Annotated in this window: 11 protein-coding genes; 2 read left to right on the forward strand and 9 right to left on the reverse strand. The window is 53.0% G+C overall.

From position 1 onward, the window contains the following. Positions 1-13: 13 nt before the first annotated feature. The 6 genes from pta to maeB all read right to left on the reverse strand — a co-directional run bounded on the left by pta (position 14) and on the right by maeB (position 5,910). Positions 14-1,030, reverse strand: coding sequence for a phosphate acetyltransferase (gene pta, locus OH663_RS14310; RefSeq protein WP_045445998.1), 1,017 nt, complete (start codon positions 1,028-1,030; stop codon positions 14-16). Then, positions 1,027-1,830 (reverse strand): ethanolamine utilization cob(I)yrinic acid a,c-diamide adenosyltransferase EutT, encoded by an 804-nt coding sequence (gene eutT, locus OH663_RS14315; protein WP_045446002.1) that lies wholly within the window; start codon positions 1,828-1,830, stop codon positions 1,027-1,029. Before eutT ends, pta begins: the two co-directional genes overlap by 4 nt. A gap of 9 nt (positions 1,831-1,839) precedes the next feature. Continuing rightward, the gene (gene eutQ / locus OH663_RS14320) at positions 1,840-2,541 is read right to left on the reverse strand and encodes an ethanolamine utilization acetate kinase EutQ (RefSeq protein ID WP_045446004.1); all 702 of its coding nucleotides are present in this window, start codon (positions 2,539-2,541) and stop codon (positions 1,840-1,842) included. Next, positions 2,519-2,998, reverse strand: a complete 480-nt coding sequence (eutP, locus tag OH663_RS14325) for an ethanolamine utilization acetate kinase EutP (RefSeq protein WP_045446006.1) — start codon at positions 2,996-2,998, stop codon at positions 2,519-2,521. The genes eutQ and eutP overlap by 23 nt, the downstream gene beginning before the upstream one ends. Positions 2,999-3,010: 12 nt before the next feature. Next, on the reverse strand, positions 3,011-3,346 hold the full coding sequence (eutS, locus tag OH663_RS14330) for an ethanolamine utilization microcompartment protein EutS (protein ID WP_003037995.1): 336 nt from the start codon (positions 3,344-3,346) through the stop codon (positions 3,011-3,013). Positions 3,347-3,630: 284 nt separating this feature from the next. Next, a complete protein-coding gene (gene maeB / locus OH663_RS14335; protein WP_048220847.1) occupies positions 3,631-5,910 on the reverse strand; it encodes an NADP-dependent oxaloacetate-decarboxylating malate dehydrogenase in 2,280 nt (759 codons plus the stop codon). 404 nt (positions 5,911-6,314) lie between these two features. On the opposite strand from maeB, the gene tkt reads away from it, so the two are divergent. Then, entirely contained in the window at positions 6,315-8,309 is a 1,995-nt protein-coding gene (gene tkt / locus OH663_RS14340) for a transketolase (protein ID WP_200010289.1), read from the forward strand. Here the strand turns inward: tkt and OH663_RS14345 are convergent. The 3 genes from OH663_RS14345 to aegA all read right to left on the reverse strand — a co-directional run bounded on the left by OH663_RS14345 (position 8,299) and on the right by aegA (position 12,214). Then, positions 8,299-9,342, reverse strand: a complete 1,044-nt coding sequence (locus OH663_RS14345) for a DUF1176 domain-containing protein (RefSeq protein WP_045446013.1) — start codon at positions 9,340-9,342, stop codon at positions 8,299-8,301. The two genes, tkt and OH663_RS14345, sit on opposite strands and share 11 nt — an antisense overlap. 124 nt (positions 9,343-9,466) lie before the next feature. Further along, on the reverse strand, positions 9,467-10,042 hold the full coding sequence (nudK, locus tag OH663_RS14350) for a GDP-mannose pyrophosphatase NudK (protein WP_045446016.1): 576 nt from the start codon (positions 10,040-10,042) through the stop codon (positions 9,467-9,469). A gap of 201 nt (positions 10,043-10,243) precedes the next feature. Continuing rightward, positions 10,244-12,214 carry a formate-dependent uric acid utilization protein AegA gene (gene aegA, locus OH663_RS14355; RefSeq protein WP_045446019.1) on the reverse strand — a complete coding sequence of 657 codons (1,971 nt, stop codon included), beginning with the start codon at positions 12,212-12,214 and terminating at the stop codon, positions 10,244-10,246. Positions 12,215-12,477: 263 nt separating this feature from the next. Between aegA and narQ the strand changes: the two genes are divergently transcribed. Further along, positions 12,478-14,154: a nitrate/nitrite two-component system sensor histidine kinase NarQ gene (gene narQ, locus OH663_RS14360; protein WP_045446024.1), complete on the forward strand. Its 1,677-nt coding sequence runs from the start codon at positions 12,478-12,480 to the stop codon at positions 14,152-14,154. Positions 14,155-14,326 lie beyond the last annotated feature (172 nt).

Consider the following 14,326-nt stretch of genomic DNA (forward strand, 5'->3'; position numbering starts at 1 on the left):
TCCAGAACGGGACCTAAACAACCAGTGTTTGTGAGGCGCGTTCACGACTCACGTCAGTCTGGCGCGGCACTGCTGCCACCAACGCCAGTTCGATAATTTCCTGTACGCTGCAGCCGCGGGAGAGATCATGGAGCGGTGCGGCAAGCCCCTGAATCAGAGGCCCTACTGCTCGATACCCTCCCAGACGCTGGGCGATTTTGTAACCAATATTGCCTGCCTCAAGCGATGGAAAAACCATCACATTGGCATTGCCCTGCAACGGGCTGGCCGGTGCTTTTTGCGCCGCAACATCCGGTACAAAAGCGGCATCAAACTGCAATTCACCATCAACGGTAAGCTCTGGTGCACGTTCACGAACAATGTCCGTAGCCTGCTGCACGTTAGCAACGTTGGGGTGACGGGCACTGCCATTACTCGAAAACGAGAGCATTGCGACGCGCGGCTCTTCGCCGGTAATCGCTTGCCAGGTCTGCGCGCTGGCGATGGCAATATCTGCCAACTGGGCTGCAGTGGGTTGCGGCACGACACTGCAATCAGCAAATCCTAATGACGGTCCGAGATACTGCGGCAGCATCAGGAAAATTGACGACAGCGTTTTACAACCCGGCTGTAATCCGATAATGCGTAACCCCGCACGCAGCACGTTCGCTGTTGACGAGAGGTTGCCCGCAATACAGACGTCGGCTTTACCCGCGCTAACCATTGCGGCAGCGAACATCAGCGGATCGTTGAGTTTCTCAAGCGCATCCGGCGGCGTTTTTTCACCAGCACGCGCCAGCCAGCGCAGCGCAAATTCTTCACGCATTTGCAGGTTGCTTTGCGGGTCGATTACCTGAATGCCATCCATTGCCACGCGGTGGCTGAGAGCAAACTGGCGCAACGCAAACGGACTGGCGACGAGAATGGGATGTGCCAGACCGTGCTGATGCAGGTAATTCGCAGCTTTCAGCACCCGAACATCCAGCGCATCCGGGAACACCACCCGCGCAGGTGAGCGCAAGGCGAGCTGGCGAGCACGTTCAATGATCATTGCTTCTCCCCCAGTCGCTGTTGGATTTGGCTGATACTCAGCGGATGCTTCGCCACGCTCAGGATCATCATCACGTAGACCGTGCTCGACAGGCGGTTCAACGCTTGCAGAATGTCCGGTCGCAGTACTTCAAAACTGCGGGTGATAAATACCTGGGCCGCCACTGTTTCTGTTTCACGGACTTTGGTTCGCAGCAAATTGAGCAGCGCAGCATCACGACCGTGGCTGGCTTCAGGCACCAGATGGTCGTGGTCGAGATAGCGCAGCGGCTGATGCGAAAGCCGGTGCAAATCTTCATCGCTTAAACCAACAATGGCTTGTGCTGCCAGCGGCTCATCCATGGCGTCTGCGCGCATAATGTTGCCCAGACGCGAGCGAATATCCGCCAGCCACGGCTGCCACTGTTCAGACAGTTCAATCTGTAACCACACCGCCAGACCGATGGTGCTGTCCAGCGCCGCGCGAAATCCCAGGCGCGGGTCACTTTTGGCGACCATCTTGTCCGCCGTCAGATGCGTCAGCGTGTCAGGTTTCTTCGCCACCGGTTGATGACACAGTTCACAACTCGCCAGTGAGTGCGTATCACTGCTGGTTAAACCATGCACCGGTTGCAGTTGCTGTTCTTCGCCATCAATAAACAGGCTTCCCTGCTCGTCGATAAACTTAATCCGCAGATGTCGGCCTTCCAGCAATTCCCGGGCAGATGGCGTCAGGCGAGCGTCAGCGGGGAGATGAATTTCTGCCCCTTCGCTGAGCGTATGATTCGCTCTGAGCCATGCTTCGGTAATGAAATCCTTCATACATCCGCCTTAGCAGGACTGCCAGTTCGCAGGCCATGCCACATACAGGAATTTCACCGTTGATGGCGTACCGAACTCAATGCTGGAGCCTTTCGGAATAAACATCACATCCCCGGCCCTGGCAATCATGGTTTCGCCTTCATGACGAACGTGCAGTTCGCCTTCCAGAATCATGTCGATTTCGTCGTAGTTCAGCGTCCATGGGAAAAAAGCGTTATCCCACTGCATGAAGCCAGCGGCCATGCTGCTTCCGTCCTTGTCGGTCACTAAGTCGGTTAAGCCGACGCAATGCGGCTGTGCGCCATCAAAACGACCAAACTTCACGCTGCTGCCATCAATGACTTTTACGCCGCCTTTGCCAGTAACCGAGGTAAAACTTGGCTGCATTCCGCCCTGCTCCAGCGACTGTTTTTCCTTCATGACTTTGTCCATCAACTGCGCGACCAGGCTTTCGGTAAACTGCCCTTCCGGCAGTTGCGCAATGATGGTCTCGCGAATGCGCTGGCTTTCCGTTTTGCCATCATCCACCGAAGCGGGTGCAGGCGAGGCTGCCGGAGCGGATTCGTCGCATTCAGTGATTGTGACTCCCAGCAGCTCCGCGACTTCGCGAGCCTCTGGGGTGATGATGCTGGCGCGCAGAACAACCGACATTTCCTGTTCGCCGCGTGCGTGGGCCGCACGAATATCATTAGCTGTGATGAGTTTTTTCACCTGCCCTTTCCTCCTTTTGGCTGAGCTCAGTCAGATAATCCACCAGGTGCTGCACGCTGCGCGGGTCATGGCTATTGAGTTCGAAAATCGGCTCCTGGAACCCTATCCCGCGAAGTAACTGTCGCGTTGCGGCGACGTCGGCATCCGGCATGTCCGTTTTACTGATAACGGCGATTTGTCGTTTACTGGCGCCGATATCCAACAGCCCGGCAGGTAAGCGACTTTCTTGATCATTTGCCGCGTGTATATAAATCAACGTATCAACATCCTGCAGCGTGGTAATTAAGGCGTGATACCAGCGCGGATGGCTAAAATATTCTCCCGGCGTATCGATATCGCCGTTTTCATTAAACTCAACGGCCTGCGTTTTCCTGGCGAGAGAATAATTTCCCTGTAGCGCATTGAAGAGCGTTGTTTTCCCCGCCCCAACCGTACCGACAAAAGCAATACGTTTCATTGCCGCCTCTGATTAACTTTTTGTCAGGTTGCACAAAGTGAAATTTAATAACCGGCCCAGACCACTCACTGTCTGCAATAATGCCTCTTCCACCGCGCCTACCGAGCCGTAGATCACCAGTGCGCCGCTAAATCTATCGAGAAAACCGATGTGTACATCTGCGGCCTTCATGGCTAAATCACCGGCAATCATTGCCGTCTCTCCTGGCGTTAAGGTCATAATGCCGATAGCGCCCGCTTCGGGAACGCCGATCTTTTTCGCCAGTTCTTCGCCTGGGTGCGCAATCAGATGCGCCAGCGTGACCTGTTTCCCCGGCACAAATTCCTGAATGATGCGTTCTTTTTCCATTGCTCACCGCCTCTGCTGAAACTGTCCTCATCGTAGCAATTTTTCGTCAGAGTAAATAACAAAATTCGGCAAGGTGGTTTAAAAGGTGAAGTAGATCACTAAGAGAAGAGAAATAAAAATACCCGTCACACTTCAAATTACAGGTTCGGTGGCTTTCTTACTCATACCAGCCACTTACTTTAGTAAGTTCATGGTATTCGCTGCATCGTCGCCTTTCTGGAATTCGAATTATTTAGAGTATGAAGGCGCGGGAGAAACCCGCGCCGAAAATAATTAAAGTGAAATTACAACGGTTGTGTTTGAGCTTCGACTACTGCCAGCGCCACCATATTAACGATACGACGAACAGAGGCGATTGGAGTTAAAACATGTACCGGTTTGGCTACACCCATCAGCACCGGTCCTACCGTCACGCCTTCAGAGCTGGAAACACGCAGTAAGTTGTAACTAATACGCGCGGCTTCCATATTCGGCATCACCAGAATATTAGCGGAGCCTTTCAGCGGGCTGTCCGGCATCCGGTCATTACGAATACTTTCCACCAGTGCAGCATCGCCGTGCATTTCACCGTCAATCATCAGATCGGGTGCGCGCGATTTAATAAGCTCGAGCGCTTCACGCATTTTGTTGGCCGACGGACAGTTTGACGAACCAAAGTTGGAGTGCGACAGCAGCGCCACTTTCGGTTCAATGCCAAACCGACGCACTGTTTCTGCCGCCATAACTGCAATTTCCGCCAGTTGCTCCGGCGTCGGGTCATCGTTGACGTACGTATCAGCGATAAAGGTGTTACCGCTTGGCAACAGCAGCGCGTTCATTGCACCTGCCGTATGAACACCATCACGGTGACCAAACACCGCTTTCACCACGCTGAAATGCTCGTGATAGTCGCCGATTGTTCCGCAAATCATCGCATCCGCTTCACCGCGTTGCACCATGATCGCGCCGATCACCGTGGTGTTGGCGATCACCGCACGTTGCGCCTGCTCCTGAGTAATTCCACGACGCTTCATGATCTGGTAATACTCACTCCAGTACTCTTTAAAGCGCGGATCGGATTCATTATTGACGATCTCAAAATCGACACCCGCTTTGATCTGCAGTCCTAACTTCTGGATACGCATTTCGATCACGCTCGGACGACCGATCAGGATCGGCTTCGCCAGACCTAAAGTGATCAGTTCTTGCGTTGCATGCAGAACACGAGCCTCTTCCCCTTCGGTCAGCACAACACGCTTCGGCGCTTTGCGTGCCAGAGAGAAAATCGGCTTCATAAACAGGTTGGTTTTGTAGACAAACTCGGTCAGCTTGTCGATATAAGCGTCAAAGTCGGCAATCGGGCGCGTTGCGACACCAGAATCCATCGCCGCCTTCGCCACCGCCGGTGCGATCTTGACGATCAAACGCGGGTCGAACGGTTTAGGAATAATGTATTCCGGGCCAAAGCTCAAATCCTGATCGCCATAGGCGGAAGCCACCACTTCGCTCTGCTCGGCATGCGCCAGTTCAGCAATGGCATGTACAGCGGCCAGCTTCATCTCTTCGTTGATGGCGGTAGCCCCGACGTCCAGCGCACCGCGGAAGATGAACGGGAAGCACAGTACGTTGTTGACCTGGTTCGGGTAGTCGGAGCGACCGGTGCAAATGATGGCGTCGGAACGCACCTCTTTTGCTAGTGGTGGCAGGATTTCCGGTTCCGGGTTTGCCAGCGCAAGGATCATTGGCGCACGCGCCATCTTCTTGACCATCTCCTGCGTCAGCACTTTCGGGCCGGAGCATCCGAGGAAAATGTCTGCGCCGTCGATCACATCATCAAGAGTACGCTTACCGTCATCCACCACCGCGTAAGCTGCTTTGGTTTCCGCCATATTCGGTTCGCGATCTTTATAAATCACACCTTTGGAGTCGCAGACCACGATGTTGTGCTTCTGCATACCCAGCGCAACCAACAGGTTCATACAGGCAATCGCCGCGGCACCTGCGCCAGACACCACCATGCGCACATCAGAGATATTCTTTTCCACCACCCGCAGGCCGTTCAGGATGGCTGCAGTGCTGATGATCGCCGTTCCGTGCTGATCGTCATGGAACACCGGAATATTCATGCGTTCACGCAGCTTTTGCTCAATGTAAAAACACTCTGGTGCTTTGATGTCTTCGAGGTTGATGCCGCCAAACGTCGGTTCAAGGGCTGCCACCACGTTGATAAATTTGTCCGGGTCGAGTTCATCGACTTCAATGTCGAACACGTCAATTCCGGCAAATTTCTTAAAGAGAACGCCTTTACCTTCCATCACTGGTTTGCCAGCCAGCGCACCAATATTGCCCAGCCCCAGTACCGCAGTACCGTTGGAGATAACCGCGACCAGGTTGCCGCGCGCGGTATATTTGTAGGCCGCTAGCGGATCCTTTTCAATCTCCAGACACGGAGCTGCAACACCTGGCGAGTAGGCCAGCGCAAGATCACGTTGGGTGGCAAGAGGTTTGGTCGGAGAAACCTGAATTTTACCTGGTACTGGAAATTGGTGGAAATCGAGGGCGCTTTGTTTTAACTGGTCATCCATCTTGTTGTTCCTTTCACGTATCGATCAAAAAAGTGGCGCAGGTAACCCTTCTATACCCTAAATAATTCAAGTTGCATGAAGGCGGCAAGGGAGTGAATCCCCAGGAGCATAGCGAACTATGTAACTGGGGTGAGCGAGCGTAGCCAACGCACATGCAACTTGAAGTATGACGGGTATATTGAGCCGCACATTATCGCCTCAGTCAGCGGCATAAACTTTGAAGGTCGCCAAACTCTCACTACTCAAAGAAAGAATTTGTTATCAATTTATAACAACCATGTTACCTGCTTAAACCAGCAATACCATGCTTGTCTGCTATGCTTTTTGCGTATTCGCCCGCAATTTTCCCAAAAGTGTGAATTAACACACGCATCTAACGCTTTACTTTTCAAGGAGTATTTCCTATGACCCGTAAAGAGCTTGCCAATGCCATTCGTGCGCTGAGTATGGATGCCGTCCAAAAAGCTAACTCTGGCCATCCCGGCGCGCCGATGGGTATGGCCGATATTGCCGAAGTACTGTGGAACGATTTTCTCCGACATAACCCAACCGATCCCACCTGGTACGATCGTGACCGATTTATCCTGTCGAATGGCCACGCCTCAATGCTGCTTTACAGCTTGCTGCATCTTTCCGGCTATGACCTGCCGTTAGAAGAGTTAAAAAACTTCCGACAACTGCACTCAAAGACACCAGGCCACCCGGAAATTGGCTATACGCCGGGCGTGGAAACGACCACCGGACCGTTGGGTCAGGGATTAGCAAACGCGGTCGGGATGGCGATAGCCGAGCGTACGCTGGCGGCACAGTTTAATCAGCCGGATCATGAGATTGTCAGCCACTTCACCTGGGTTTTTATGGGTGATGGTTGCCTGATGGAGGGGATTTCTCATGAGGCGTGTTCACTGGCGGGAACGTTGGGACTTGGCAAGCTGATTGGCTTTTACGATCACAACGGTATTTCTATTGATGGTGAAACCAAAGGTTGGTTTACCGATGATACTGCGAAGCGCTTCGAAGCATATCACTGGCATGTCATACACGAGATAGACGGTCACGATCCTGAGGCGGTGAAGAAAGCCATTCAGGAAGCACAAAGCGTAACCGATAAGCCGTCACTAATAATCTGTCGGACTATCATTGGCTTTGGCTCACCGAATAAGGCCGGAAAAGAAGAAGCACACGGCGCAGCACTGGGGGAAGAAGAAGTTGCGCTGACCCGTCAGAAGCTGGGCTGGCATCATCCTGCTTTTGAGATCCCTAAAGAGATTTACCGGGCCTGGGACGCGCGCGAAAAAGGTGAAAAAGCACAGCAGAGCTGGAACGAGAAATTCGCCGCCTATCAACAAGCCCACCCGGAACTGGCCGCAGAGTTTACCCGCCGGATGAGTGGCGGGCTGCCAAAAGAGTGGGAAAAAACCACTCAGAAATACATCGCGGAATTGCAGGCTAACCCGGCCAAAATCGCAACCCGGAAGGCGTCGCAAAATACCCTGAATACTTACGGCCCGATGTTGCCTGAACTGCTTGGCGGTTCAGCAGATCTGGCCCCCAGCAATTTGACCATCTGGAAAGGTTCGACATCCCTGAAAGACGATCCAGCCGGGAACTACATTCACTACGGCGTGCGCGAATTTGGTATGACCGCCATTGCCAACGGTATTGCCCACCACGGTGGTTTTGTCCCATATACCGCGACCTTCCTGATGTTCGTTGAATATGCCCGTAATGCGGCACGAATGGCTGCGCTGATGAAAGCGCGGCAAATCATGGTCTATACCCATGACTCCATTGGGCTGGGGGAAGATGGTCCCACCCATCAGGCCGTCGAGCAGCTTGCCAGCCTGCGCCTGACGCCTAATTTCAGCACCTGGCGTCCATGCGATCAGGTTGAGGCGGCAGTCGGCTGGAAACTGGCGGTAGAGCGCCATGATGGCCCAACGGCGCTAATCCTCTCCAGGCAGAATCTGGCACAGGTTGAACGTACCCCTGAACAGGTAAAAGAAATTGCCCGCGGTGGCTACATACTGAAAGACAGCGGCGGTAAACCGGATGTGATCCTGATTGCCACCGGTTCAGAAATGGAAATTACGCTACTGGCAGCAGAAAAACTGACGGGAGAAGGCCGTAACGTTCGTGTCGTCTCCCTTCCCTCAACAGATATTTTCGACGCCCAGGATGAGGCGTACCGGGAATCAGTCCTGCCTGCAAGCGTGAGCGCGCGCGTGGCGGTGGAAGCAGGAATTGCGGATTACTGGTACAAGTATGTCGGTCTGAAAGGTGCGATTGTCGGCATGAGCGGCTACGGAGAATCCGCGCCGGCGGACAAGTTATTCCCCTTCTTCGGCTTTACGGTCGATAACATTGTCGAAAAGGCGCACCGCGTACTTAACGTGTGATCCACAGCGTGGGCCAGGCATCTGGTCCATGCCAGTTATCACAGCTGGGCTCCTGCGCATAGCGCACCAGACGAAAACGCTGGCCGTCAAAACGCCAGCGCGTCTGGATCCCACAGTCCGACATTCCACGTCCCTTAGCGAGAGTGACCAGTTCGCGCGATTTTTCATCAAAAACAGCGTTCGTCAGCTCCATATCGTTACTTTCAGCGTCCGTCCTGAAAGGCAAATTCAGACGTACCGCGCGCGAACTCAGCGGCTTTGTACGCGAAACAATCCATGCCAGATCGATAGTGTTATATGCACCCGCTTCACAGCCGATCATCAGCAGAGCTTTGTCATCGGTTAATGCCGAAACCCGCACTTCACGGCGCATAGGGTCGAGCGAACAGCGGATACCGTTTATCCGCCAGTTCCCGTAATCCAGCAGTTCACTGCGCTCTTGTTGAGAAAGCGGTGTTGGTGTTGGGTTGACGACGGCTACCCCTTTCAGGGCCGGAGCCGGAGGTACGCTAAGCGGCGGCTCGTTACCCTTTTCGATCCAGGCAGTTTCACTTCCAACGCGTTTTTGCTGGGCGTCAATAAACAACAGCGCGGCTTTCAGCCCTGCCAGCGAAATGGTTTGCACGCCTTTTTGCAGAGTAATCGCCTGGGCGTTCTGAACTGTCTGTAAAAAGGCGCTAATGGTGGCAGGATCATCGGTCATGAGTTGCCAGGGGGAAATGCGCCAGTGTTCGCCAGTCAGCGGTAGCGGTTGGCCGTCCATCAGCAGGCGCGGCGCAATATCAGCTTCTTTGGCATCAGGGGTATCCAGACCGCCCAGCTCAATACGCAAAACCGCATCGGTATGCGCTCCGGCACTCCGACTGAGGGTCATCACCAGGCCATGATGTTCACCGGTGTTTCGCGCCACGCAAAAATTCTGGTTATTGCAGGTTACCTGCCAGTCGGAAAATACCTGCTGTGCAGGTGCCGCCCACAGAAAGTGGGCCGGTAGCAGACCAAGCAGAAAGATGAAAATAACGCGATAGCGCATGGACGGTACAACCCCGAAATCAAAACAGACAGCCTAATCGGTATCTTCCTTGCGCTACTGATGAGGCTCAATAAGAATCGTCGGATTGGACTGTTATTTTGTAAAGAAATATAAACCCCGTAACCTAATCCATCAGATGCGACGATTGCAGATAGTTAAGCAATAGCACCGTTTTGCCGTCACGGATCTCCCCGGTTGTGATCATCTCCAGCGCTCGGGTGAATGGTAGTTCCAGGACTTCGATATCCTCGTCTTCAACGCCCCCGCCCGCATTGGCACGCTGGTTGTCACTGTACTGCGCGATAAAAAAGTGGATCAATTCCGTCAAGCCGCCTGGCGACATGTAGAGCTCAAAGAGTTTACGCACCTCACCAACTTCATATCCGGTCTCTTCGATCGCTTCTTTGCGAATACAGGCTTCAGGTTCATCGTTATCCAGCAGCCCGGCGCAGGTTTCGATCAGTTGTCCGCTTTCGTTACCGTTCACCCAGGTGGCGACGCGAAACTGACGAATCAGCACGACGGTTTTTTTCTCCGGGTTATACAGCAGAATAGTGGCGCCATTACCGCGATCATAAACCTCGCGTTTGTGACGAATCACCTCGCCATTGCTGCGGGTCAGATCGTAAGTAATATTGCGCAGGATGAAGTAGTTATCAGAAAGGACTTTATCTTTGATGAGGGTAATTTGTTGCGACATACCGGCTCCACGGCGAGAAGTGAGAAATAATACTACGCCGTGAAACCGGGTTTGTCTTGACCCCAGGCTAGTGAGATTTGACTGATTTTATATCCGTCATACTTCAAGCGACGGGTTTGTTGGCTGTACTCAGAAACCCCGGTCACATAGCTCTCTATGCATCTGGGGATTTCTTCTTTTGCCGCCTTCCTGCAACTCGAATTATTTAGGGTATATGCCCAGCCAGTCGACGATCCCCTGCGCTGCATGTCGCCCTTCTGCCATTGCAGTGACCACCAGGTCCGCACCACGTACCGCATCACCACCAGCAAAGATCTTCGGATGAGTCGTTTGATAACGATAAGCGCTCTCGACATCAGCAGCAATCCGGCCCCAGTCATCAACCTTCACACCATGAGCCTCCAGCCACGGCATACCATGCGGATGGAAACCAAACGCCATAATGACTGCATCAGCGGGCATCACAAATTCACTTCCCGCGATCGGTACCGGGCGGCGACGTCCCTGCGCATCAGGCTCGCCGAGCTGTGTGCGTAAGAAACGTACGCCACTGACGCCCCCATCGGCATTCAGCATCAGCTCAACGGGCTGGACGTTAAATTCAAAGTTAGCCCCCTCTTCGCGTGCGTTTTTTACCTCTTTTTTCGAGCCAGGCATGTTGGCTTCATCACGACGATAAGCACAAGTCACCTGGCTTGCACCGTGGCGTAGCGCGGTACGTACGCAATCCATCGCCGTATCACCGCCTCCCAGCACCACAACGTTCAGCCCGGCGGTATCAATAAACGGCTCCTCCGGTAGTTCATCCAGCCCCATCACCTGCTTGGTATTAGCAATCAGAAACGGCAACGCATCATAAACGCCCGGCGCGTCTTCGTTCGGCAGATCCGCTTTCATAGAACGATAGGTCCCTACGCCCACAAACACGGCGTCATAATCGTCCAGTAGTGATGCCAGCGTTACGTCCTTACCCACTTCACAGTTAAGCTGGAAATTAATCCCCATAGCGCTGAAAATTTCACGACGACGCACCAGTAACGATTTATCCAGTTTGAAGGCCGGAATACCAAACGTCAGTAAGCCACCAATTTCAGGATGGCGATCGTACACGGTGACGCTGACGCCGTTGCGCACTAACACATCCGCACAAGCCAGACCGGCAGGCCCTGCGCCAATAATAGCGACACGCTTATCCACTTTTTGCACATCGCCTAAATCAGGCCGCCATCCTTTACTCAGCGCCCGGTCAGAGATGTAACGTTCAATATTCCCGATAGTGACCGCACCATGCTCGTTACGCACCGTACATGCCCCTTCACAGAGCCGATCCTGAGGACATACCCGCCCGGTAATTTCCGGCAGACAGTTGGTCTGGTGAGAAAGCTCCACTGCTGCATCAATATTTCCTGCTTTCACCAGCTCAATCCACTGGGGAATATGATTGTGCAGTGGACACGTCCATTCGCAGATGCTGTGTTCACCACACTTCAGGCAGCGGGAGGCTTCCCGCTCGGCCTGTGCCGTACGAAATGGCAAATAAATTTCATCAAAACTGGTTTTACGTGCCTCAATCGCCAGCTTATCTGGCTCGCCGCGCGGCGGAGTAGCCTGCATCTGCTCGCGTTTGGTGATCATGTGGGAGGTAAAATCGGTCGCCCTGGCATGCCAGGGCTGGCTCTCCAGACTGGCCGTGCGCAGTCGACGTGCTTTTGACAGACCGGTGAGCGAAGTTTGCGTCACCAACTGTAGCGCTTGCGCCGGACAGTTTTCCACGCAGGCCGGTCCCTCTTCACGTCCCTGACACAGATCGCATTTATGCGCTGTCGCTTTCACCTTTCCTTTCGCAACGGGAGTAAGTACGATCTGCATCGTGCCAAAGGGACAGGCAACGACGCAGGATTTACAGCCGATACACTTTTGCGAATTTACCTGAATGCTGTCATTGTCATGGCTGATTGCACCGTTTGGACAGCTTCTGGCGCAAGGTGCATCCTCACAGTGGTGGCAGGTCACCGCGCTGCGTTGATGCTGATGTTTAATGACCGTAATTCGGGGCTGAAAATGCCGTTGGCTCAGGACATGCTGCTCACCATTATGGGCCATGACACAGGCGACTTCGCAGGCATAGCATCCCAGGCACTGTTGGCTATTGACCATAATAAAACGATTCATGGCTTCCTTCTTTTTTGGTTGCAAAAACCTTATTCTTTATATGACTGTTGTTATTAACCGACCCTGAAGAGGGCGGCAATGTTCATTTGCCCAGGAAGCACAACTATTTATCCAGAACCTGTGGCAGATCAATTTATTTCATCGCATATGAAATTGCGTTTCAGTTACCATCCTGTTTCAGGCGATTTTATTAACATTTATCAAATACATTGAATCGTTTTAGCTGTATCAAAGCGCTACATGTATTGTGTGAGGATGCGCAAGTGACGGTAAAACGTCCGGTATCGGCCAGCCTGGCCAAGGCTTTTTTCTACATTGTGCTGCTGTCAATTCTCTCAACGGGCATTGCACTGCTCACACTGACCAGCAGCTTGCGAGATGCGGAAGCCATCAATATTGCCGGTTCATTACGCATGCAAAGCTATCGGCTGGGTTACGATCTACAAAGCAACAGCCCGCAACTCAGTTCACACCGTGAGTTGTTCCAGCAGGCGCTAAACTCTCCAGCATTACAAAATCTGAACGCCTGGTATGTGCCGCAAACGGTAAAAAGCCGCTATGGACATCTGCATGCAAACTGGCTGGAAATGAACTCCCGACTGATAAGTGGCGATTTGAAATGGTATCAAACCAATATCAACAACTATGTTGATCAAATTGACCTCTTCGTGTTGGCGTTACAGCATTATGCCGAGCGTAAAGTGAAACTGGTTTTTGGGATTTCACTGGCGGGCGGGATCGGAATATTTACTCTGGTGTTCTTTACCCTACGGCGTATTCGCCAGCAGGTAGTTCGTCCACTCAATAAGCTGGTGATGGCCAGCCAGCACATTGAACACGGTCAGTTTGATATCCCGTCGCTGGACACTGATTTGCCTAACGAACTGGGATTGCTGGCTAAGACCTTTAGCCAGATGTCGAGTGAGTTGCATAAGCTGTATCGTTCGCTGGAAGCCTCTGTGGCTGAGAAAACGCACGATCTCCACGAAGCAAACCGCCGCCTGGAAGTGTTGTACCAGTGTTCTCAGGCGCTGAATACCAGCCAAATCGATGTACACTGCTTCCGGCATATTTTACAAATTGTCCGCGAACACGACGCTGCGTATTTCCTGGAACTCACCGTCGGTGATAACTGGCGTATCAGCGAGGGGACGGAAAGCCATGACCTGCCAATGCAGATCCTGCCGGTCATGATGCAGGATACCGTTTACGGTGAACTTCACTGGCAAAGCCCCAATGTGCATGCCTCCACACCGCTGTTGAACAGCGTTTCGACCATGCTGGGGCGCGGGCTGTACTTTAATCAGGCGCAGAAACATTTTCAGCAGTTATTGTTAATGGAAGAGCGAGCGACCATCGCACGCGAACTCCACGACTCGCTGGCGCAGGTACTCTCCTATTTACGCATTCAGCTCACGCTGCTGAAACGCTCGATCCCGGAAGATAACGCCCCGGCGCAGAGTATCATGGCGGACTTTTCTCAGGCGTTGAACGATGCTTACCGCCAACTGCGCGAGCTGCTCACGACCTTCCGTCTGACCTTGCAGCAGGCCGATCTGCCCTCCGCCCTGCATGAAATGCTGGAAACCCTGCAAAATCAGACTTCGGCTAAACTGACACTCGATTGCCGATTACCAACGCTGGCGCTGGATGCGCAAATGCAGGTGCATCTGTTGCAGATCGTGCGTGAAGCTGTGCTTAACGCCATTAAACATGCCAGTGCGACCGAAATTGCCGTCAGTTGCGTGACTGCACCGGATGATAACCACACTGTTTATATCCGGGATAACGGCATCGGAATTGGTGAGCCTCATGAGCCTACAGGACACTACGGTTTGAATATTATGCGTGAGCGGGCAGAAAGACTTGGCGGCACGTTGACCTTCTCCCAGCCCTCCGGAGGCGGAACGCTGGTGAGCATCAGCTTTCGATCGGCATAAAGGGAAAGACAACTCATGTAAACAACGATAAAACGCCGGATAGTCCAGGTGCAGGCCAGACGGCGTTGGCACAAAAGGTACGCTGTAAACGCGCATGATAATTTACATTATCTTCTTTTTTTCTCCACGTTTGGCCCGTACCTTGCCGCTACAGTGAAGCAAGTCATACCCA

The organism is Citrobacter sp. Marseille-Q5395, from assembly GCF_947057495.1.
Lineage (GTDB): Bacteria > Pseudomonadota > Gammaproteobacteria > Enterobacterales > Enterobacteriaceae > Citrobacter > Citrobacter murliniae.

Excerpts from the sequence above, each read along its gene's own strand:
- pta (WP_045445998.1), bottom strand. The coding sequence starts at position 1,030 with ATGATCATTGAACGTGCTCGCCAGCTCGCCTTGCGCTCACCTGCGCGG.
- eutT (WP_045446002.1), bottom strand. The coding sequence starts at position 1,830 with ATGAAGGATTTCATTACCGAAGCATGGCTCAGAGCGAATCATACGCTC.
- eutP (WP_045446006.1), bottom strand. The coding sequence starts at position 2,998 with ATGAAACGTATTGCTTTTGTCGGTACGGTTGGGGCGGGGAAAACAACG.
- eutS (WP_003037995.1), bottom strand. The coding sequence starts at position 3,346 with ATGGAAAAAGAACGCATCATTCAGGAATTTGTGCCGGGGAAACAGGTC.
- maeB (WP_048220847.1), bottom strand. The coding sequence starts at position 5,910 with ATGGATGACCAGTTAAAACAAAGCGCCCTCGATTTCCACCAATTTCCA.
- tkt (WP_200010289.1), top strand. The coding sequence starts at position 6,315 with ATGACCCGTAAAGAGCTTGCCAATGCCATTCGTGCGCTGAGTATGGAT.
- OH663_RS14345 (WP_045446013.1), bottom strand. The coding sequence starts at position 9,342 with ATGCGCTATCGCGTTATTTTCATCTTTCTGCTTGGTCTGCTACCGGCC.
- nudK (WP_045446016.1), bottom strand. The coding sequence starts at position 10,042 with ATGTCGCAACAAATTACCCTCATCAAAGATAAAGTCCTTTCTGATAAC.
- aegA (WP_045446019.1), bottom strand. The coding sequence starts at position 12,214 with ATGAATCGTTTTATTATGGTCAATAGCCAACAGTGCCTGGGATGCTAT.